23 protein-coding genes are annotated in these 21,749 nt (G+C 41.1%); 14 read left to right on the forward strand and 9 right to left on the reverse strand.

The window, feature by feature from the left end; genetic code table 11:
* Positions 1–17: 17 nt before the first annotated feature.
* The 4 genes from DACSA_RS13230 to DACSA_RS13245 all read right to left on the reverse strand — a co-directional run bounded on the left by DACSA_RS13230 (position 18) and on the right by DACSA_RS13245 (position 4,668).
* Positions 18–845, reverse strand: coding sequence for a TlyA family RNA methyltransferase (locus tag DACSA_RS13230; protein WP_015230238.1), 828 nt, complete (start codon positions 843–845; stop codon positions 18–20).
* Positions 842–1,729 (reverse strand): carbohydrate ABC transporter permease, encoded by an 888-nt coding sequence (locus tag DACSA_RS13235; RefSeq protein WP_015230239.1) that lies wholly within the window; start codon positions 1,727–1,729, stop codon positions 842–844. Before DACSA_RS13235 ends, DACSA_RS13230 begins: the two co-directional genes overlap by 4 nt.
* On the reverse strand, positions 1,710–3,248 hold the full coding sequence (locus DACSA_RS13240; protein ID WP_015230240.1) for a M48 family metallopeptidase: 1,539 nt from the start codon (positions 3,246–3,248) through the stop codon (positions 1,710–1,712). The genes DACSA_RS13235 and DACSA_RS13240 overlap by 20 nt, the downstream gene beginning before the upstream one ends.
* A gap of 508 nt (positions 3,249–3,756) precedes the next feature.
* Positions 3,757–4,668 carry a shikimate dehydrogenase gene (locus DACSA_RS13245; RefSeq protein ID WP_051017378.1) on the reverse strand — a complete coding sequence of 304 codons (912 nt, stop codon included), beginning with the start codon at positions 4,666–4,668 and terminating at the stop codon, positions 3,757–3,759.
* A 307-nt stretch (positions 4,669–4,975) separates the two neighbouring features.
* On the opposite strand from DACSA_RS13245, the gene DACSA_RS13250 reads away from it, so the two are divergent.
* From DACSA_RS13250 to DACSA_RS13260, 3 genes are read left to right on the forward strand one after another with little or no spacing between them, the layout of a single operon-like run.
* Complete coding sequence (locus DACSA_RS13250) at positions 4,976–5,689, forward strand: YrhK family protein (RefSeq protein ID WP_015230242.1); 714 nt, start codon at positions 4,976–4,978, stop codon at positions 5,687–5,689.
* Positions 5,690–5,711: 22 nt separating this feature from the next.
* On the forward strand, positions 5,712–6,089 hold the full coding sequence (locus tag DACSA_RS13255) for a DUF2358 domain-containing protein (RefSeq protein ID WP_015230243.1): 378 nt from the start codon (positions 5,712–5,714) through the stop codon (positions 6,087–6,089).
* A 43-nt stretch (positions 6,090–6,132) separates the two neighbouring features.
* Positions 6,133–7,311, forward strand: a complete 1,179-nt coding sequence (locus DACSA_RS13260) for a TRC40/GET3/ArsA family transport-energizing ATPase (RefSeq protein ID WP_015230244.1) — start codon at positions 6,133–6,135, stop codon at positions 7,309–7,311.
* A gap of 22 nt (positions 7,312–7,333) precedes the next feature.
* Here the strand turns inward: DACSA_RS13260 and DACSA_RS13265 are convergent, their stop codons facing one another.
* Both DACSA_RS13265 and pheS read right to left on the reverse strand, forming a co-directional pair.
* Complete coding sequence (locus DACSA_RS13265; protein ID WP_015230245.1) at positions 7,334–8,581, reverse strand: RNA-guided endonuclease InsQ/TnpB family protein; 1,248 nt, start codon at positions 8,579–8,581, stop codon at positions 7,334–7,336.
* 276 nt (positions 8,582–8,857) lie between these two features.
* Positions 8,858–9,865: a phenylalanine--tRNA ligase subunit alpha gene (gene pheS, locus DACSA_RS13270; protein WP_015230246.1), complete on the reverse strand. Its 1,008-nt coding sequence runs from the start codon at positions 9,863–9,865 to the stop codon at positions 8,858–8,860.
* Positions 9,866–10,047: 182 nt separating this feature from the next.
* Here pheS and DACSA_RS13275 point away from each other — a divergent pair, with 182 nt between their 5' ends.
* The 5 genes from DACSA_RS13275 to DACSA_RS13295 all read left to right on the forward strand — a co-directional run bounded on the left by DACSA_RS13275 (position 10,048) and on the right by DACSA_RS13295 (position 13,384).
* Complete coding sequence (locus DACSA_RS13275; RefSeq protein ID WP_015230247.1) at positions 10,048–10,674, forward strand: hypothetical protein; 627 nt, start codon at positions 10,048–10,050, stop codon at positions 10,672–10,674.
* 3 nt (positions 10,675–10,677) lie between these two features.
* Complete coding sequence (gene pyk, locus DACSA_RS13280; RefSeq protein ID WP_015230248.1) at positions 10,678–12,111, forward strand: pyruvate kinase; 1,434 nt, start codon at positions 10,678–10,680, stop codon at positions 12,109–12,111.
* Positions 12,112–12,288: 177 nt separating this feature from the next.
* Positions 12,289–12,627 (forward strand): hypothetical protein, encoded by a 339-nt coding sequence (locus DACSA_RS13285; protein WP_015230249.1) that lies wholly within the window; start codon positions 12,289–12,291, stop codon positions 12,625–12,627.
* 4 nt (positions 12,628–12,631) lie between these two features.
* Complete coding sequence (locus DACSA_RS13290) at positions 12,632–12,871, forward strand: hypothetical protein (protein ID WP_015230250.1); 240 nt, start codon at positions 12,632–12,634, stop codon at positions 12,869–12,871.
* Positions 12,872–12,877: 6 nt separating this feature from the next.
* A complete protein-coding gene (locus DACSA_RS13295) occupies positions 12,878–13,384 on the forward strand; it encodes a GNAT family N-acetyltransferase (RefSeq protein ID WP_015230251.1) in 507 nt (168 codons plus the stop codon).
* Here DACSA_RS13295 and DACSA_RS13300 read toward each other — a convergent pair.
* Positions 13,362–15,143 carry an aspartate kinase gene (locus DACSA_RS13300; protein WP_015230252.1) on the reverse strand — a complete coding sequence of 594 codons (1,782 nt, stop codon included), beginning with the start codon at positions 15,141–15,143 and terminating at the stop codon, positions 13,362–13,364. The genes DACSA_RS13295 and DACSA_RS13300 overlap by 23 nt on opposite strands.
* 229 nt (positions 15,144–15,372) lie before the next feature.
* Here DACSA_RS13300 and DACSA_RS13305 point away from each other — a divergent pair, with 229 nt between their 5' ends.
* From DACSA_RS13305 to DACSA_RS13315, 3 genes are all read left to right on the forward strand, one after another.
* Entirely contained in the window at positions 15,373–16,125 is a 753-nt protein-coding gene (locus tag DACSA_RS13305) for a pyridoxine 5'-phosphate synthase (RefSeq protein ID WP_015230253.1), read from the forward strand.
* 7 nt (positions 16,126–16,132) lie between these two features.
* On the forward strand, positions 16,133–16,471 hold the full coding sequence (locus DACSA_RS13310; protein ID WP_015230254.1) for an MgPME-cyclase complex family protein: 339 nt from the start codon (positions 16,133–16,135) through the stop codon (positions 16,469–16,471).
* A 499-nt stretch (positions 16,472–16,970) separates the two neighbouring features.
* Positions 16,971–17,543 carry a YqhA family protein gene (locus DACSA_RS13315; protein WP_015230255.1) on the forward strand — a complete coding sequence of 191 codons (573 nt, stop codon included), beginning with the start codon at positions 16,971–16,973 and terminating at the stop codon, positions 17,541–17,543.
* Between the two features lie 17 nt (positions 17,544–17,560).
* On the opposite strand, the gene DACSA_RS13320 is transcribed toward DACSA_RS13315, so the two are convergent.
* Positions 17,561–18,016: a divergent PAP2 family protein gene (locus DACSA_RS13320; protein ID WP_015230256.1), complete on the reverse strand. Its 456-nt coding sequence runs from the start codon at positions 18,014–18,016 to the stop codon at positions 17,561–17,563.
* Positions 18,017–18,018: 2 nt separating this feature from the next.
* Complete coding sequence (crtE, locus tag DACSA_RS13325) at positions 18,019–18,936, reverse strand: geranylgeranyl diphosphate synthase CrtE (RefSeq protein ID WP_015230257.1); 918 nt, start codon at positions 18,934–18,936, stop codon at positions 18,019–18,021.
* Between the two features lie 516 nt (positions 18,937–19,452).
* Here crtE and DACSA_RS22240 point away from each other — a divergent pair.
* From DACSA_RS22240 to DACSA_RS13340, 3 genes are all read left to right on the forward strand, one after another.
* On the forward strand, positions 19,453–19,596 hold the full coding sequence (locus DACSA_RS22240; RefSeq protein WP_232225090.1) for a 2OG-Fe(II) oxygenase family protein: 144 nt from the start codon (positions 19,453–19,455) through the stop codon (positions 19,594–19,596).
* 135 nt (positions 19,597–19,731) lie between these two features.
* On the forward strand, positions 19,732–20,409 hold the full coding sequence (locus tag DACSA_RS13335; RefSeq protein ID WP_015230258.1) for a response regulator transcription factor: 678 nt from the start codon (positions 19,732–19,734) through the stop codon (positions 20,407–20,409).
* Positions 20,375–21,736, forward strand: a complete 1,362-nt coding sequence (locus tag DACSA_RS13340) for a sensor histidine kinase (RefSeq protein WP_015230259.1) — start codon at positions 20,375–20,377, stop codon at positions 21,734–21,736. The genes DACSA_RS13335 and DACSA_RS13340 overlap by 35 nt, the downstream gene beginning before the upstream one ends.
* Positions 21,737–21,749 lie beyond the last annotated feature (13 nt).

Consider the following 21,749-nt stretch of genomic DNA (forward strand, 5'->3'; position numbering starts at 1 on the left):
ATTTTCAATCAGATGGACTAAAGACGCGGGTTGAGTGCTTTCGTTGCCATGTTGGTTAAGTTTTCAACAAAAGAGTCACTCACTTCCGCGCCTGACAAAAGTGTTGACTCTGTGGTCAACCAAAGTAAATACTCAATATTTCCCGCCGGACCGCGTAGGGGAGACCAGGTTAAGCCCCCAATCATCCAACCCATATCTTCCGCCGTTTGTATGACCTGCATTATTCCCAGGTAATGATATTTAGCACTGCGAACCACCCCTTTTTCCCCGACTCGATCGCGCCCCACTTCAAATTGAGGCTTCACTAATACCACCACCTCTCTAGGGGAAATTAACAACTCCCAGAGGGGCTTTAAGACCTTATTTAAGGAAATAAAAGACAAATCAAGCACTCCGAAATCAGCGCGAGGAGAATCACCATATAACGCTTCTGGTTGCAAATAACGTAAGTTTGTCCGTTCTTTTAAGATCACTCGTTCATCTTGACGTAACTGCCATGCCACTTGTCCATAACCCACATCCACCCCGTAAACCTGTTTTGCTTCCGCTTGCAATAAGCAATCTGTGAACCCTCCCGTAGAAATCCCCCCATCAAGACAAATTCGCCCTTTTACCTGAAGGGAAAACTCTGACAGCGCCTTCGCCAACTTTTCGCCGCCTCTCGACACAAACGGCGGACGTTGTGCGACCAGCAAACGTGCTTCTGTATCGACTAACGTTCCTGGTTTATCAATTACTTGGTCATTTACTTTAATTTCTCCAGCACGAATTAATCGTTGTGCCTTTTGTCGAGATTCGCAAAGTTCACGAGTAACCAGCAAGGTGTCTAAACGTTGTTTTTTCATTCTTCAATTCTAAAGCGCAGTTGAACATAAACTAACACCAAAGTTACTATTAATAAAACCGTTGCCGCCGCCGCCGCATAACCAAAATCGAACCGCGCAAAGGCTTCCTGATAGATATAATAAACCAAAAGATTTGTTGAGTTTAGGGGACCGCCTCCTGTCACTACATAAACCTGTTCAAAACTTCGCAAGGTAAAAATAATTGTGGTAATCGTGGTAAAAATTAAAGTGGGACGTAAACCGGGTAAAGTAATATACCAGAACTTTGCTAAACCATCGGCACCGTCTAACTCTGCGGCTTCATATCGCATTTGAGGAATGGCTTGTAATCCTGCTAAAAAAACGACCATATTAAACCCGATTTGCTGCCAGATACTCAGTATAATTAAAACTGGCATCGCCCAAAGGGTACTATTAAGCCAAGGAACAGGATTAAAACCGAGATTAATTAATAGTTCATTCACGGGTCCTTGATTTTGAAATAACCAACGAAACCCTAATCCCACTGCGACTAAAGAGGTAATCGAAGGAATAAAATAAACCGTGCGTAATATCCCTCGCAACGCCACTGATTGATTGAGAAAGACAGCAATCATTAGAGGTAAAATTAAGCTCGGAATGACGGTGGCAATGGTAAAGTAAATGGTATTACGAATGACTTGCCAAAAATCAGGATTGATTAATAAGCGAAGATAGTTTCGTAATCCCGACCATTGCACTCCTTCTACGGTAAAACTCCCCGTTGTAAAACTGAGATAAAACAGGTAAGTGATGGGATAGAAAACAAAGATTCCTAGTAAAATTAAAGCGGGTGTTAAAAATATCCACGCGGTTACTGTTTCTTCGTTTTGCTGTAAAAAAGGGTTAATCTTCTTCGTTATCATCACTTTCTTTTTCTTCTTGTTCCGCTTGATATTCTGCTAATAATTCCGCCACTTTTTGTTTGATTTGTTGATGCTCACTAACGCCTTCATAGGTATAACGATTATAACCATTTTCGACGATTTGAGTCTTAATGTTATTGACTCTTTCTGTGGTGTCGGGGTGAGTGGATAACCAAGCGGGAGGAGTCGCTCGATCGGTATTTTTTTCTTCTAAAGTTAACATGAGATGATAAAGTCCATCGGCGGCGTATTCACTACTCGCTAATAAACGAGTTCCCAATTCATCGGCTTGGCGTTCCATATGGCGACTATAATTGAGAACAATTAAATTAGCAGCAGTTCCCCCATAGGGAACAAATTGACTAACATTTGCTAATAAGTTTCCTTCGGTTACTAATTGAAACCCATGAGACAAAACGGCGTGTGCTAATTCGTGAGCGACTAATCCTGCTAATTCTGCTTCTGATTTCGTTTCTAAAATAGCACCAGCATTAATAAATATTTTACCACCTGGAAGCGCGAACGCATTTAAGTTTTCGTCCATGATGATATAAAATTCGTAATCAAAACTATCTCTTCCTGAATATTCGGTTAAGTTTTCACCAATTTCTGTGATGTATTGATTGACTGCTTTATCTTCTAATAAAGGTAATCTTTTTTCTAAGTTATCGGAAATACTATTGCCAACGCCAGACTCTCCTTGTAATAATAAAGTTGTCGATTCGATCGCAGACAGTGGCCCCGCTAAATTTCCAGTTAAGGCATAGCTTAAAGCACCAGTAATGATACTCGCAAAGGCATTTTCTCGAAGGCGCGATCGAAGCTGACTTTCATATTTTTCGAGATGTTTATCAGCAAGATTTTGATAATTATCCGCTTGCGAATGTTCAGAATTAAGGATAGCAAATTGACGAGCGGTTAATGATGCGTCTAACCATTGTTCGTTTTTTTCATAAAGGGGAATTAGTGCTTTAACTAAGGTTAATTGTTGAGGATAACGAGAAACAGCACTTTCGAGATGAGTAATGGCTTTTTCGCTTTGATCGAAATAAACTAACGCCTCCGCATAACGAATATGACCAGGAATAAAACTTTGATATTTTTCCGTTAAAAGTTGAAGTGGTGAGAGAGTTTTTGTTTCTAGTTTGGGGTTAAATTCGGCTTTTCCATAACGCCAATAAACTTTACCGCCAGGAGGAAGAGAGGCTTGATCTGTATAGGGTTTGTTTGAGGGTTCTGTGGTTTCGGTTTGAAAGGATTTTTTGGCTTCTTGGTAAAGGGTTTCTGCTTCCTCTTTTTCTCCTCTTTTATAGAGTCGATCGGCTTTCATTAAAGTCGCGAGATAATTAAATTCTTCCGCACTCAAATCAGGGAGAAGTTCGTTAATTTTCGGTTCAAGATTTTCTTCAACAGTTGTGACTTCTTCTTCAGTTTTCTCTTTTAAGGATTCACTCCAAGCTGTTGTGGGAATTAGAATGAAACTAAGGGTTAAGAGAAGGACTTTCCAAGAATGTTTCATGGCTAAACATAAAGTAATGATTTTATACCCAGTTTAGGTGATTGTTTATAGTTCATGTTGAATGGGTAAAGATGTTCCCCCAAGATTGGGGGTTAGGGGGCTAACTGATTGGTGTTGGGTGACGCTTCTCTTCACCCAACCTACGTTCTACGTTTTGATGTTCCCCCAAGATTGGGGGTTAGGGGGCTAACTGATTGGTGTTGGGTGACGCTTCTCTTCACCCAACCTACGTTCTACGTTTTGATGTTCCCCCAAGATTGGGGGTTAGGGGGCTGACTGATTGGTGTTGGGTTACGCTTCTCTTCACCCAACCTATAACAAACAACCAGTAACAAATATAAAAAAACCAGCCGAGGGGGCTGGCTTGTCTAGCTTGCTGCGTTGGGAGGAGAAAACCTAAGTTGCACCAAGACCGCCTGACGCTGCTGTTAAACTCAGTTCAGGAAATGGGACAATTTGGTTTACTGAAGCTATCTTAACAATCTTCGTAAAGTTTTGCAAACTTTCTTTACGATTTTGGGAAAATCTGTAGCGTAAAATACGAAATTGTGCTTTCTTGGCAAGTTATCACACTGTGCAGTGCTTCTCTCATCACCTCGATCGGAATCGGTTGTTCTAGCCAAGTTTCGAGGGCGATCGCCCCTTGTTGAATCAGCATTTCTAAACCATCAATCGTGGTATATTCTCCTAACTGTTGCGCCAGTTGTAGAAAGCGGGTAGGACGAGGGGTATAAATCAAATCATAAACGATCGCGCCGTTGGGAAGGTGTTTTAGTGCTGTTGCTTCGACTGGGGAAGATTCAATTTGAGGGGACATTCCGATCGGAGTCGTATTCACTAATAATTGGGTTTGAGAGAGTAAATTGGGCAAATCCTGCCAAGAATAAGGACAGATTTCTGTTTTTAACCCTGTTTCCTCCCAACTGCGCTGAAATTGCTCTAATTTCTCCCGATTCCGCCCCACCACAGCAACTTTTGAACAGCCCAACTTCTCACAACCAACAATTACCGCTCGTGCAGCTCCTCCATTTCCTAAAATCACAGGCATAACTTGTGACCAATCACGATCGAGAGGGATTAAAGGCGCAATGAAACCATCCACATCGGTATTTGTGCCTTCCCACCCCTTTTCCGTGCGCCATACAGTGTTCACAGCCCCGACTTTTTGCGCTTCTGGGGTGATTCGATCGAGCAAAGGAATAATTGCCTGTTTGTGAGGAATTGTCGCATTAAACCCCACCAAATCAATCGCTGTAAAGCCAGCCAACGCTCGGTTTAAATCCCCTTTTTTCACAGGTAGGGGAACATAAACATAATCCAAACCTAACTCATTTAGCGCCGCATTTTGCATGACTGGCGACAGGGAATGTTCCACTGGATCACCAATCACTCCCAACAACTTTGTTTTCCCTGTAATCATCACTTCAAATTTTCCACAACCATCATCCCCTAAAAGTAGCACGATCGCCCAATTTACCAAAACCATTAATAATATCATGCGTGAACAATTAGTGCTACAAAGTGACTACTTAAGCCCCCCTTAATAAGGGGGGTTTGGGGGGATCAACTGTAACCTGAATTTTCTAAAATGATGTAACAAATAATAATTAAATTTGCTATAAAATATCAGAAGACTGTTCGATCGCATCATCCTATTCGGAGAACTGACAACGGTTTGTCCTGATCCAATAATTTCACCCTCAAAATCGGTTAAAAATTAAAGAAAAATGCCTCATCTGTTTACATCTCGTCCTCGTCAATATACACTCTTCGACGAAAAAGAATTAGGTATCAATCAATATAATTGGGAATTAGTGAACGGAATCCTTTATATTATTGGTGGCATTACCTTTATTATCGGAAGCATATTTTTTCTTCCCCAATACGAACACTTACTTGATATCGGTGCTTGGATTTTCTTCGGTGGTTCACTGGTTTATTTAATTGTTACTGGTCAAGATTTATGGGAATCCTCTCGTTATTTACGCTCTCAAACCTTTTTAAGTCTTTGGGATTGGCTAGAATTTTTAGTTGCCAATGTTTATGTAATCGGAACCGTTTTATTTGTCGTGGGGAGTCTCTTCTTCTTATCAGATATTGATATGATTGTTACGGGTAGCTGGTGCTTTATTATCGGGAGTTTATTCTTTCTCATTGGTGCTTGTATCAATATTATTGAAATTGCCAAAGCCAGTTCGATCGTCAAACTCCAACTTTTAAATATTACCGCGATCGCCTTTGCTTTAGGATCAACTCTCTTTTTAGTTGCTTCAATTCCTTATCTTTGGCAACCGATCGATTTCCAAGAACAATGGTTATTATTTACTTACGTCGCTTGGGAATATATTGTCGGCAGTATTTTATTTTTTCTCGGAGGAGCTATCAATTACTACCGCATTTATAGCACTCGTATTGCTAAACAATTATCTCTAGATTTGTAAACTTAACCTCAAGAATGGCAAAATGAGTATAATCGAAACGATCGAAGCAGACTATCAAAAATTTCCCGCCAATCAAAGCTATAACATTTATGCAGAAGATGTTTATTTTAAAGACCCCTTAACCGAATTTCAAGGAATCAAACGTTATCAATCAATGATCAACTTTATCAGCACTTGGTTTAAAGACATTAACCTCGAACTTCACAGCATCAAACAAATTGAAAACACTATCCATACTGAGTGGACACTCAACTGGACAACTCCCCTACCCTGGCAACCGCGCATCTCTATCCCAGGCTGGAGTGAATTAAAAATCAACACCGATCAAAAAATTATTTCTCATATTGATTATTGGCATTGTTCCCGTTGGGAGGTTCTCAAACAGCATTTTTCTCTGTAACAATGAGAAAATGTAAACTTTTTTAAAGTAAGGAGTCTTGGGAATGCGCGTCATTTTAATGACAGGAAAGGGTGGAGTTGGGAAAACCTCAGTAGCAGCCGCGACAGGGCTAAAATGTGCCGAATTGGGCTATAAAACCCTTGTTCTCAGCACTGATCCCGCCCACTCCCTCGCAGATAGTTTTGATCAAGAAATGACCCACAAACCGAAGAAAGTGCGGCAAAACTTGGACGGTGCGGAATTAGATGCGCTAGTGGAATTAGAAGACAACTGGGGTGCAGTGAAACGCTACATCACAGAAGTTTTACAAGCGAGAGGATTAGAAGGAGTACAAGCAGAAGAATTGGCGATTCTTCCAGGCATGGACGAAATTTTTGGTTTAGTACGGATGAAACGCCATTACGATGAAGAAGAGTATGATGTTCTGATTGTGGATTCTGCGCCCACAGGAACCGCGCTACGTTTACTCAGCATTCCTGAAGTAGGAGGCTGGTATATGCGACGCTTTTATAAGCCCTTTCGAGGAATGTCGGCGGCGTTGCGTCCCATTGTTGAACCCATTTTCCGTCCCATTGCTGGCTTCTCTCTCCCCACAGAAGAAGTGATGGATGCCCCTTATGAATTTTACGAGCAAATTGAGGCTTTAGAAAAGGTTTTAACCGATAATAAGAAAACCTCGGTGCGGTTAGTCACTAACCCAGAAAAAATGGTGATCAAAGAATCCGCCCGCGCTCATGCTTATCTGAGCTTGTATAATGTAGCAACAGATATGGTCGTCGCTAATCGTATTATTCCCGACGAAGTAAGTGATCCGTTTTTCAAAAAATGGAAAGATAGCCAACAAATTTATCGTCAAGAAATCCACGATAATTTTCATCCTTTACCCGTGAAAGAAGTTCCTCTCTACTCCTCGGAAATGTGCGGTTTAGAGGCACTGGAATTACTGAAAGAAACCCTTTATCAGGGAGAAGACCCAACGCAAGTTTACCATGAAGAAAACACCATTCAGGTTAAACAACAGGAAGATGGGGCATATAGTTTAGAGTTGTATCTACCTGGCATAGCGAAAGATAAAATTCAGTTAAATAAAACTGGGGATGAATTAAATGTTCGCATTGGAAACCATCGGCGGAATCTTGTTTTACCCCAAGCGTTGGCTGCGTTACAACCGAGAGGGGCAAAAATGGATGAGGATTACTTAAAAATTCGTTTTGCTAATTAATGCCATTGGTGAACTACCCCACTCAAGCTGACGCTGTGAGTGGGGCTTCGGTACTCTCAGAAGAATCCGAAGACTCTTCCATCGGGGAATGCCCAAACTTGACCTTACGACCAAGTTTAGGACTTCTATCCCCTCCTACCGCAGCCGTCCCCGTTCCAGAGACGGTAAGCATTCTGATTCCCTCTGCTCTTATGTTTGCACTTGCATTTTCGTCACGATCATGGTGAGTGCCACATTTCGGACAAGTCCATTCTCTAACACTCAAGTCTAGACTTTCCATTTCATAATGACAATTAGAGCAAAGTTTAGAGCTAGGAAACCATCTATCAATTTCGACTAAAACCCCACCTTTTTCTTTGAGTTTATAGTCCAAAAAGTTGACAAACATTCCCCAACCGACATCAGAAATTGCTTTTGCTAGTTTGTGGTTACGAACCATACCCTTGATGTTCAAATTCTCCACTACGACTACCTGATTATTATCCACAATTGTTCGGGATATCTTATGGAGGTAGTCTTGGCGGGTATTGCTAACTCGTTCGTGTACCTTAGCGACTAGCTTTCTCGCTTTTTCTCTTGATTGAGAACCTTTTTGTTTACGTGCTAACTTTTTCTGTTTACGCTTGAGATTTTTCTCATGTTTAGAGAGGTGCTTAGGGTTAGGAAATTTAGAACATTTCTCACCATCGTTAACAATAGCAAAATCCTTGATTCCTAAATCAATTCCCGCCACCTTACCTTCTGTAACTGGCGTTGGTTCTTCCTGTTGAGTCTCAAACAATAAAGAAGCGTAATACTTCCCAGTAGGGGTTCGACTAATGGTGACTGTCTTTAACTCCCCATCCTCAAAAAGTCGATGGATTTTTGCTTTGACCAGCCCTTTCATCTTGGGTAGTTTTAAGGCTTGATTATCGACTATCTTGACACTTTGGGGAAATTGGCAAGACTGTCTTTGATGAAAACTTTTGAATCTCGGATACCTTGCACGCCCCTCAAAAAAGTTCTTATAAGCCTTAGTCAGATTTAAGGTGGTGGCTTGTAAGACTTGAGAAGGACAGTCTTTGAGAAAAGCGGTTTCTTCCTGACTTTTTAAGTTGGGAAGATAAGCATTAAGAGTCGTTCGCCCTAACCCCTTTCCTGTATCTTTATAATGCTGTTTGCATAGAGCTAGAGCATAATTCCACCAATATCTAGCACATCCCATTACTTGATTGAGTTGGGACTGCTGAGATTGAGTTGGATATAGCCGTACCTTGATTGCTCTACGCATGACAGAAAATAACGTAAACTCTATTTATGATAGAATACGCTCCGCAATTTGTCAATCTCAAGGTATCGAACCTCTCGATTGACCCGCCTTTCATGAGGGGCTGTGGTCGGAATCGCATTCCGACCTTTATAAGCCCCGTCCCCACCCAACTCTTACGAGTGTGGATGGGGACTTCTCGGCGGTCTTGTTAAATAATCCCCCCAAACCCCCCGCGAGTTCGGGGGGCTTAAGAGAGGGTAGGTTGGGTGAAGGGTAACGTAACCCAACAACCTTTTTTTAAATAAACTGTCGCAAGAAACGTAAATCGCTGTTATACAACCGCCGAATATCATCCATCTGGTGTAATACCATTGCGAAACGTTCTACACCTAACCCGGCGGCAAATCCTGTGTAACGTTCAGGATCATAACCCACTGCTTTTAAAACATTGGGGTCAACCATCCCACAGCCTAACACTTCTAACCATTTTCCCTGCCACTGCACATCGACTTCTGCGGAAGGTTCAGTGAAGGGGAAATAACTCGCCCGAAAGCGCACCTGTAGATCGTCCCCAAACATCTGTCGTAAAAATTCTTTGATTGTTCCCCGTAGGTCAGTGAATCTTAATCCCTCTTCCACTGCTAATAATTCTAGTTGATGGAAAACGGCGGAATGAGTAGCATCTACTGTGTCTCGTCGATAAACTCGTCCTGGTGCGATTACCCGCAACGGTGGCTCGTGTTGTTCCATGTAACGGATTTGTACTGATGACGTATGAGTGCGTAATAAGTTCCCATCGGGAAGATAGAAAGTGTCCTGCATATCTCGCGCTGGGTGATCTTGAGGGGTGTTCAGCGCTTCAAAGTTATAGTAGTCGGTTTCGACTTCGTATCCCTCAGCGACGGTGTAGCCTAAGCCAACGAAAATATCCAGCATTTTGTCAATCATACCGTTGAGAGGATGCACTTGTCCAAGAGAACGCATCACCCCAGGCATTGTGACATCTAGGGTTTCTGAGGCGAGTTTGGCTTCTAGTTGTGATTTTTGTAGGTTTTCTTGCCTTTGCTCGATCGCGCCTTGAATCGCTTCTTTAACCTCATTTGCCAGTGATCCAATGCGAGGACGTTCTTCTGCTGAAAGTTTCCCCATCCCTCGTAACACTTGGGAGAGTTGTCCTTTTTTACCCAGATATTGCACTCGCAACTGTTCAAGGGTCTCTAAATCACTTGTTTGCGCGATCGCGCTCAGAGCGTTGGTTTTTAAATCACTGAGTTGAGTTTCTAAATCGAGGGAAGAAGAAGTCATGCTGGAATTAATCTAACTGGCACTGTTGGTTTATATCAGTTTAGCAAGGTCTGGGTCAAGTTGTAACATAAAGTCAAGTAGTAGGGTGGGCAAGGCAAACCCTACAAGTAACATCTACTTTTTAAATTGGTATAACAATTAAAATCCCATTTTTTAACAAACAAAAAAGGAGGGAAATAAAGATGACATCTACTTTTTCCGCAAGAGAAATTAATTTACGTTATCTAATTGATCAGTTTAGCTTACAACGAATTAATGATCCTAATTTTTTCTCAGAATGGCAAATCAATCTTCCCTCATTAACCTCTCTAGAAAAACAAGAACTTGATCGAATTCAATCTGGCTACTTTAACCTCCTAGATAATCCTCCTTTATTGGAAAACGTCGTTAAACTAACAATTATTAGTCCCCTTCTCTTTATTGGAGGATTTTACTTACAACCTTACTCCATAAAAGCAGAAAAATCAATTTCTATCGCGAAAGAATCGGAAGGTGTTCTCATTGAAGGAAGGCTTGACATCTTAATCTTAAAACCTCAAATTTGGGCAATGATTATTGAATCGAAACAACTGTCTTTTTCCTTAGAAGAAGGACTAGCTCAATTATTAGCTTATATGTTAGCTGATGCTAATCCCAACTTGATGACATACGGCTTAATTACTAACGGTGCTGATTTCCAATTTCTTAAATTAATACAAAGAGAAACCCCTCAGTATGGATTATCGAATAAACTATTTATAGGTAATCGTGAAAAAGACCTTTATCAAGTTTTACAAATTCTCAAGAAACTCAGCGCAATTTCTGGTTAGATTATGTCTGTTAATTCCTTTTCCCATCGCACAAAAATTGTCGCTACCATCGGACCAGCAAGTCAATCGGAAATGGTGATCCGTGAACTGGTAAAAGCAGGAATGAATGTGGCTCGTTTAAACTTTTCTCATGGCAGTTATGATGATCATGGGAGGACGATCGAGCGCCTCAGAAAAATCTCTACAGAATTAGATCATCCGATCACGCTTTTACAAGATTTACAAGGACCAAAAATTCGGGTGGGTCAACTTCCAAAAGGAGAAATAACTCTCAACGCTGGCGAAAAAGTTATCTTAATTCCCAATTCCATCAAGGAGAATATTGCTAATTGTATTCCCATTGATTATCCTCATCTAGCAGAAGACGCACAACCTGGCGCACAGGTTTTATTAGATGATGGAAACCTAGAGTTAGAAGTGGGAAAAATTGAAGGGACACAGGTTTATTGTCGTGTGATTACTGGAGGAATTTTAAAAAGTCGGAAAGGCGTTAATTTTCCCAACTTAAACCTTTCTCTTCCCTCTCTTACGGCTAAAGATCAAGAAGATTTAGAGTTTGGAATTGCACAGGAAATTGATTGGGTTTGTTTAAGTTTTGTGCGCGGTGTTGAGGACATTCATTGTCTGAAAGACTTCCTGAAATTTCGAGAAGCAAATATTCCAGTGATTGCGAAAATTGAAAAACCACAGGCGATCGAAAATTTCGATGAATTAGTTAAAGAATGCGATGGGATGATGGTAGCACGAGGGGATTTAGGCGTAGAAATGCGACCCGAAAAAGTCCCTTTATTACAAAAGAAAATCATTCAAAGTTGTAATAAAAAAGGGATTCCTGTGATTACAGCGACGCAAATGTTAGAGAGTATGATTAATTCTCCTCGTCCCACTCGCGCTGAGGCTTCTGATGTTGCTAATGCTATCATTGATGGTACAGATGCGATCATGCTGTCGGGAGAGTCTGCAATGGGAAATTATCCCATTGCAGCTATTAAAACCATGGCTTCGATCGCAGAAGAAATTGAGCCAGAAGTACAGTTTATTAATTATCCTCCTGCGGAAAAAACGGAAACTCATGCTTTAAGTGAATCTCTAAATTGTATCGACAAAATTATTAATTTGCGCTGTATTGCTTGCTTTACTACCACTGGTTACACGGCTCGCATTGCTTCTGATGAACGCCCAAAAGCCCCAATTGTTGCGTTTACCCCCAGTTTAGTAGTGTATCATCGTTTAAATTTGATTTGGGGGGTAAAACCGTTATTATTACAACCGCAAGAGGAGGGTTTAGAAGTATTAATTACGGAAATGGAGTCTTGTTTGCTACAACGGAATTTAGTGGCTTCTGGTGATAAAATATTGATTCTGGGTGGCTCTCCAATACAGCAAGCAAAAGGGACAAATTTCTTAAAAATTCATACTGTGTCTAGAGAAAATTAAGGATTTTCTTGTATTTTCATGGGTGGGGAGTTTTTGACTAAATTAGCACTTGCAATTGAGCATCGATTAGTAGTAAACTAAAGGTGTTAATTTTTGTTAAGCGAAACTTAATGGTAGATTGGCTAATCCCCCCAAACCTACCCTGAGGAAGGGAAAAAAGTATGAGGAGTTATTCAAATGTTGCGGATTGAACAAATCGTGAGCTTTATTTCTACTAACTGTCTTGAGATTAATGGCAATGTGCCTTATGTTGTAATTGGCTATAGTCACCAGAATCTGGGCTTTTATGCGAAACTCTATTATGGGAGTAATTATCCAAGTTTTTCTAAACCATTTGAAAAATTAATTGCGATTAATGCTGAAATGACAGCAAAAAATTTACAAGACGAAATTAATCAATCTTTGAAGAAAATTTTAGACGATGTGAGTAAATATAAAGGAGAAGATATTAGGGATGTACTGGAAGAAAGATTGTATAATCAGCAGGCGGATAAAATTGGTAGTTTGATTTTATAGTCTAATGAAAGAAAAGTTTTTACAGTGGCTCGATCGCGCTTTAATGTTAGACTTATTTCTCGTGTTGGCTGGCTTTTTTTGGTTTGCGATCGCGCTAGTGGGACGAGCGGCGGATGTTTCCCTCGGACTCGATTTGTGGTATAAACTCTGGCAACCTGTCTTTACTCCTGCGATCGGAATTTTAATGTTGGGATCGATCGCCAGTGGCGTGATTCGTCAAGTTTCTAAACGGTTGAAAAAGTAAAAAGTTATGAAAGAAATTTATAATGATTTCTTAATTCGGTCTTGGGAAAAGCGCGATCAAGCAGTGGTGAGGGAAATTATTGATCAAATTTTAACCGAATATGGACTGACATTTGATCCCAAAGATGCCGATCAAGATGTGGTAGAGGTAGAACAATTTTATCAAGAAACGGGAGGAGAATTCTGGGTTGTAGAACAGGAAGAAAAAATTGTCGGAACTGCTGGTTATTATCCCATTTCTCGTGGCAATAAAGCCGTAGAAATTCGGAAAATGTATCTGTTGCCAATAGTGCGAGGACAAGGCTTAGGAACGTATTTATTAAGGGAATTAGAAAGGGCGATCGCCGCTCAAGGTTATGAAGAAATTTGGCTAGAAACGGCGACAGTTTTACAAGAAGCAGTCCGACTTTATGAAAACAATGGTTATCAAATTGCTACAGGTGTAGAAACCGCCAGATGCGATCGGGTTTACTGGAAAAAATTAAACTATTTTAATGATTATCATCGAGATTAAAAACTTGATGGATAGTTTTCAAGGCAATTTCTCCTTGAGATTTGGCAACAACACAGCTAATTTTAATCTCGGAAGTCGTGATCATTTTGATGTTAATTTGCTCTTGTGCCAAAGCCGAAAACATTTTGGCGGCAACTCCAGGGTTTCCCACCATTCCCGCACCCACAACGCTAACTTTAGCAATGTCTTCATCCACAAGTATATCCTGAGCGCCAATTTCAGGGAGAAGATTTTTTAAGGTTTTTTGCGTAATTTCCGTATCGGTTTTTGCTACCGTGAACGCTAGATCACGGCTCGGAATTTGATTAACGAGGTGAGACCGTTGAGATTGGATAATCATATCAACGCTGATGTTTTCTGTGGCGAGTTTGCCAAAGATTTTGGCGGCTCTTCCTGGATAGTCGGGAACATGACGGATGGCGATTTGGGTTTGGTTCATGTCGAGGGCGACTCCGCGCACAGGAGGATGATCGGTTTTGGGAGCATGAGAGAATACGGGGGAACTATTGAGAGAAAAGGCTTCACAGAGGGCGTTAACCGCGCGATCGCCGTCGGTTTCTTCAATGACACATCCGATTTTGACTTCAGAAGTGGAAATCATCCGAATATTCACGTTAGCCTCTGCTAAGGTAGAAAACATTTTCGCGGCAATACCAGGACGACCAATCATTCCCGCTCCCGTGATCGCAACGGTGGCGATTTTCGGTTTGGTCATTACTTCTGCTTCGTTTACACTGTCAGAAGAGCGCAGAGAGGGCGCGATCGCGCTGGCGACGGCTTCTGCGGTGTCAATTACCTCTCGTTGTACGGTGAAGGCGATATCGTTGGTATTTCCTTCATGGATGGACTGAATAATTAAATCCACATCGACGTTTTGACTGGCAATTTCCCCGAATAATTTCCCTGCGATACCTGGGGAGTCGGGAACTCTCAATAAAACGACTTGTCCTTGAGAAGTATCCAACTGTACACTATCCACTGCTTTCCCAATTTCCAAACCACTGAGGGAACGGGATTGGGATAAGGGGGAAATAACTTTGGTTCCAGGTTCATCACTCCAACTCGATCGAACCACGAGGGTGACTCCATAATTCCTCGCAATTTCGACGGCGCGAGGATGTAAGACTTTTGCCCCTAAACTTGCCAATTCCAGCATTTCATCACAGGTAATCGCTGACATTAACCGAGCTTCTGGCACTAAACGGGGGTCTGTGGTTAAAATACCAGGAACGTCAGTGTAAATTTCACAGTAATCTGCTTGGAGGGCGGCGGCAAGGGCGACGGCGGAAGTATCTGATCCACCTCTCCCTAACGTTGTGATTTCTAAATCTTCACTGTGGCTGATTCCTTGAAAGCCAGCGACAACAACCACTTCCCCTTTTTCTAAGTGACGTTGAGCGCGATCGGGCTTAATTTCTAAAATACGAGCGCGACTGTGATCGGTTTCGGTGACAATCCCCATTTGCGCTCCTGTTAAGGATAACGCTGGTTGTCCTAATTCCTGTAACGCCATGCTTAACAGCGCGATCGAAACCTGTTCTCCTGTAGAGAGTAACATATCCATTTCTCGCCGACTGGGATGACGAGAAACCTTTTGCGCCAAACTCACTAACTCGTCTGTGGTTTTTCCCATCGCTGAAACCACGACAACAACCTGATTTCCTGCTTTTACAGTTTCCGATACTCGGTGAGCTACCTTTTTAATGCGCTCTACCGATCCCACCGAAGTGCCGCCAAACTTTTGAACAACTAGAGCCATAATTTTATTTCTCTTCCCCCTTCAACCGCAGATCATAATAACCATCAAGGATAACAAACCATTCCTTGATCAGGAAAACAATTTAGTGATATTAATTTTAAAACTTATGTTATACCAATTTAAAAAGTAGATGTTACATTAAATCCCCCCTAACCCCCCTTTGAAAGGGGGGAATAATGGGTCGGTATGTAGCGCTAATTCTTCACGCATGGTGTTAGATTAACGAGTTATGAGCAATCAGGGGAGAAAACAAGAGCAACCGACGATCGTCACCCTCGGCGTAAATATCGACCATATCGCCACGATTCGACAAGCTAGACGCACGATCGAACCTGATCCGATAGCAGGAGCGGTTTTAGCAGAATTAGGCGGCGCTGATGGGATTACCGTCCATTTGCGAGAAGATCGTCGCCACATTCAAGATCGTGATGTTCGTCTCTTACGGGAAACGGTACAAACCCATCTCAATTTGGAAATGGCAGCAACTCCAGAAATGATTTCGATCGCGCTAGAAATCAAGCCTGATTATGTGACCGTTGTGCCAGAAAAAAGAGAAGAAGTAACCACCGAAGGCGGCTTAGATGTCGCTGGTGATTCCTCCAGAATGACTCATCTAGTGGAACAACTCCAGAGTGCTGAGATTCCCGTCAGTTGGTTTATTGATCCAGACTCCCGTCAAATTGAAGCGGCGGCGAAAACAGGCGCAAAATTCATCGAACTTCATACAGGAAGATATGCAGAAGCCAAAACCGAAACCACTCGTGAGGGAGAATTAGCCCATCTCCAAGAAAGTTGTGAACTGGCGCTTTCCCTCGGTTTGCGAGTCAACGCGGGACATGGGTTAACCTATCATAATGTTGCACCCATTGCGACTCTTCCAGGGATGGAAGAACTTAATATTGGTCATAGTATCATCAGCCGTGCTGTGTTGGTAGGATTAGAACGAGCCGTTCGTGAAATGAAATCAATCATCAAAAGTTAAGAAAGCCATGACAACTTACCATTACGTTTTAGCCAGTCAAAAATTCCTTTTAGAAGAAGAGCCTTTTCAAGAAGTATTAGAAGAACGATATCGTTATTATAAAGAACACAACCAAGAAATTGATTTTTGGTTAGTGAAACAACCCGCCTTTTTAGAAGCGCCCTCTTTGCAATCTGTTAAGGAAAAATGTCCACAACCTGCGGTAGCTGTCATTTCTACCAATGTTAATTTTATTAATTGGTTAAAGCTACGGTTGGAATATGTTTTAACGGGAAGTTTTGACGCACCTTCTGAGGAAATTTCTGATCCTTTAGCTTCTCTGGAATCAGTGAACAGTGATCAGTGATCAGTGACCAGTGACCAGTGATCAGTGACCAGTAATCAGTGACCAGTGACCAGTGACCAGTAATCAGTGACCAGTGACCAGTAATCAATGAATAGATCAATCTTTCACTTTTACTAATTAAGTTTAAGAACTACTGGTAACTGCTTAACTGGTAACTGATTGATGTTGGGTTTCGCGTGGAGACGTTCTTGTTACTGAGCTTGTCGAAGTATGGAACGTCTCTACCCAACCTACGTTCTTTCGTTCCCCCAAACTTGGGGGTTAGGGGGCAATTTTCAGAACTACTGATTGGTGTTGGGTTTCGTCTTTCCACCCAACCTACGTTCTTTCTTCCCCCAAACTTGGGGGTTAGGGGGCAATTTTCAGAACTACTGATTGGTGTTGGGTTTCGTCTTCTCCACCCAACCTACGTTCTTTCATTCCCCCAAACTTGGGGGTTAGGGGGCAATTCTCTTGCCTAGTGATATACAATGGTAGATTGTACCTTGTTCATTAGATTATGCTCAACCCAGAAAAAATCGAAGCCTATTTTGAATTATGTCTTTGGAAGTTTCGTTTATTTGCTCTCATTCCTGTAATTCTTGGCTTGTTGAGTACCCTAAACTTTTTTGTCATTGGGAGTTTAGAAGTATTGGAGGGAATTTTTTATAGTTTCCAAGCAGACTATCAGGAAGATGGCTCATTTATTCCTGTAATTACTAAAGTTGTGGGAGGAATTGATCATTACTTAATCGGAATTGTTTTACTGATTTTTAGTTTTGGAATTTATGAATTATTTATTTCAGAAATTGATGTTCGTTTTCAGCATCAAGAAGTGAAGATTTTACAAATTGAAAATTTAGATCAATTGAAACATAAGATTTTGCAAGTGATTGTTATGGTGATGATTATTAGCTTTTTTAAGAAAGCACTTCCGATGACGATTGAAAATACAAATGATTTACTTTTTTTTGCGGTGGCTGTGCTTCTGGTGGCGTTAAGTAGTTATCTCCTAAATTTACAATCAAATACAAATCCTAGTTTAATTCGATCGACCGCAAAAAAAGAAGAAACTGACGCATCTCATAAGTAGTAATTCGCTTAATCTTCTCAAAGCCAAGGTGCAGCCACTAAGGCAATAATAACACCAAGAATCACGCCAACAATGACTTGTAAGGGCGTATGTCCCAGTAATTCTTTTAATTTTTCTTCGTTAAAATTTTTGTGTTCTTGGAATAATTCATCGACAATTTGATTTAATAAACGAGCTTGTTTTCCTGCTGCTTGTCGCACTCCCGCCGCATCAAACATAACAATAATTGCAAACAAAAGCGCGATCGCGAAATCGGTACTTTCCCATCCTTCTTTGATCCCAACTCCTGTGGCTAAAGACGCAACTAATGCCGAATGAGCGCTGGGCATTCCTCCCGTTGTAAATAACGATCGCGCATTAAATTTCCGATCACGAATTAACTCAATTACCAGTTTCAAGCCTTGAGCAATGAAGCAAGCAATCAAGGAAACCCAGAGCAAATGATTCTCTAATAAACTCGAAAAGTTGTCCATGATTAATTCTTGCGATTAGCAATTAACTGCGCGATCGCTTTTAAGGGAACACCTGCATCTCCATAGGGAGACATTTCGGCACAAGCCGCTTCAATCAGTTCGTCTGCTTTCGCTTTAGAAGCCTCTAACCCCAACAAACGAGGATAAGTGGCTTTGTCTGCTTCCACGTCTTTTCCCGCGGTTTTCCCTAACTCTTCTTGAGTTGCCGTAATATCGAGAATATCATCTATAATCTGAAAAGCCAAACCAATGTTATAAGCATAGCGAGACAGTGCGGCTAAGGTTTCCTCACTAGCCTCCCCTAAAATTGCACCTGTCACCACACAGGCTTCTAGTAAAGCCCCTGTTTTGTGGGTGTGAATATAATTCAGGGTTTCCAAACTAATGTCTGGGTTTCCTTCTGAAGCTAAATCCAGAACTTGACCTCCCACCAATCCTGTCGCCCCTACTGTGTGACCTAACTTGGCAATCACCCGTAACACCGAGGAAGGATTCACCCCTTGCGTCTGCGCTGCGACATATTCAAAGGCATAGGCGAGTAAGCCATCTCCTGCTAAAATGGCGATATCTTCCCCATATTTCTTGTGATTTGTCAACTGTCCGCGACGATAATCATCATTGTCCATTGCGGGTAAATCATCATGGATCAAGGACATGGTATGAATCATCTCTAAAGCGCAAGCAGTGGGCATCGCCATCTCGATCGTCCCTCCCACCAATTCACAAGTCGCTAAACAGAGAATTGGACGTAACCGCTTTCCTCCTGCTAATAGGGAATACCGCATCGCTTCATAAATGACAGGAGGCTCTGCGATTGGCAAAGATTGATCCAGAGCTTTCTCGATGATGGCTTTTCTCGCCTGGAGATAGCTTTCTAAATCGAAGGTTAGGTTTTGCACACAAGTGGATTGATCAGTCATTGCTAAGTGTTTCAGGTTGGGTGAGGTTGGAACTCGATTTCATATTTTACGGCTTAATGAGCCATTCTTCACAAAACTTCTGACTGAAATGATAAACGCAGATAACGCTTTTTTTGTCAACCCCACCTTTTCTCGATCGAAAACTGCTTTACATAAATTAATCTCGTCTCTTCATTCAAAAATGAAGACAATTTCTGTCTCGGTGACGAATTACTGGGATTAAGCACTGACGTTCTTAAATTTTAGTCACACTTCGCCACCATCTAACGAAAATTTACCATGAAAAATGTTGATTTACAAGTCCAGCCCCTTCTGATTTTATTTTTCCGTTGCTTGTAACGTTCTGTAATATAAGTTTTTCTAATGTAAGTCTTTTACAAGTTATTGATCTCTAATCACTAGGGAGCGCGTCCCAAAGATCAATATGTATTTTTTTCTACTTCTTTACTTTTCATCTGTTTTCTAAAAAAAACATAATTTTTTCGTTCACCATTGATTAACTGTTATCAAACAGGAATGTTTTACGGGACGCACATGGATAATGCCATGATGAAGGAAGGAGACTCTAAAATCAGAACAGATGTTTCTTTAACCTTATTTTTAAGTAACCCCGAAAGTTATGAAGGAGGAGAATTAATTTTAGAGACAACATTAGGATAACAATCATTTAAGCTCAAAGCTGGAGACATGATTGTTTACCCTTCAACCCTGCTTCATCGTGTTGCTGAAGTCAAATCTGGAACTCGTTGGCAACTTATTTCGTCAATGGTCTGAAGCCTAATTTGGGTTAGCATTATGAAGATTTTAATTGTGGAAGACGATCGCGCCATTAGTGAGGTTTTAAGGAAACTCTTTGAACAACAAAACTTTATCGTCGAAATTGCTTATGATGGAAACAGTGGTTTTGCTTTTGCCACAGCAACTGATTACAAATTAATCCTTTTAGATTTGATGTTACCTCAAATTGATGGTATTACCTTATGTCGAAACCTCCGCAATCAAGGAATAACAATTCCCATTTTGATGTTAACCGCAAAAGATACCAGTTTAGATAAAGTCAAAGGATTAGATGTGGGAGCAGATGATTATGTTGTGAAACCATTTGATCCATCAGAATTATTAGCGCGTAGTCGCGCCCTTTTACGACGAGGACAAGTGTTAAAGTCTTCTATTTTAACTTGGGAAAATTTAAAATTAGATTTAGATCGGTGTGACGCTTCTTATCAACAAAATCCTCTCAAGTTAACCCCGAAAGAATATCAAATTCTGGCGCTGTTTTTGCAAAACTGCGATCGCGTTTTAACCACCGATCAAATTTTAGATCAAGTTTGGACTTATGATGATATTCCAGGAAGAGAAGTCGTAAAAACTCATCTGCGGTCTCTACGAAAAAAGCTCAAAGCACTTGGCGCACCCCACAATTTAATTGAAAATATTTATGGTGTTGGATACCGACTTAACCCTAACTACTAACCCGAAACTGCGTCGTCTGCGTTGGCAACTTCTGAGCGCCTATTGTGGCGTTTCTTTAGTGATTTTTGGCGTATCAGTTTTTGGTATCTATAAAACATTTTCTTATGTTCTTAACCAGCAATTCAATAAAAATTTAGAACAAATGGCAATTGCTGCGGCGGATGTTAATGACTTAGTTCAACATGAATATGAAGAAATCCTAGAAAAATCAGATCAAGAGAGAAAACCAATTAGCATCGAAGAATTGATGGAAGAGTATCAACCGCAATTAGTCTCTAGTACCCTCGCTAAAAAAATTAGTAATCAAGACACAACCACCCGCTGGTATTCTCCTCAAAAGAAATTAATTGTTCAAGAAGGCACTCATCCCGAATGGCATTTATTTCCTCAAACAATTTTACCTCAAGGAATTATCACTGAAAGTAAAACCTTACGGAGTTTTACCTTACCCACTTATGTGAACACAGCACAAACTCCCCAAAAAATTACGGGTTATGTGCAAGTCATTGCTAGTAAAAAAGTGATTGATCAGCAGTTAAGACAATTATTAATTGGAGTAGTGAGTGGAGGAACAATTGCTGTTTTTTTAATCACAATTGGCGGAACATACTTAACTCAACAAGTTTTGAAACCGACCTTAAACAGTATGCTTCAACTCCAAAAGTTTACGGCTGATGCTGCTCATGAGTTGCGAACCCCTCTGACAGTGATTCAAGGGGAAATTGGGTTGTTACAGCAACAGGAAACCCCACCGACTCTTAGTTCTTTTTCTCTCACGAACCGCGCGGTTTCACAAATGAAGCAATTAGTGGAAGATTTATTATTGATCGCACGAATTGAGGGAAACATTGAGAACATGAAACAAGAGTGGCGAAAAATTCCTCTTGATGAGTTACTCGAAGATTTAGCGGAAGTGTGGGAAGAACAAGCACAGCGTCAGGAGATTACTTTTCAATTGGAAATTCACGGTTCACTCTATGTTTATGGCGATTCTAATCAGCTACAAGAAGTCTTTACTAACTTGCTAGAAAATGCTGTTTGCTATACCCCAAAAGGAGGAAGTATTATTCTGTCTGCTTTTGCAATCTCTGATCAAATTAAAGTATGTGTCGAGGATACAGGAGTCGGTATCGCACCGCAAGATCAAGACTCAATTTTCGATCGATTCTGGCGCTCAGAGACAGCACAAGACAAACGTCCTGATGGCACAGGTTTAGGCTTATCGATCGCGCAGACAATTATTAAAGCACATAACGGACAAATTACTCTCACCAGCGAATTTGGGAAAGGAAGCAATTTTTGTGCGAGCTTACCAAAACTTTTCTAGTTTTTTACTTTTC

This window comes from Dactylococcopsis salina PCC 8305, from assembly GCF_000317615.1.
Classification (GTDB): Bacteria; Cyanobacteriota; Cyanobacteriia; order Cyanobacteriales; family Rubidibacteraceae; genus Halothece; species Halothece salina.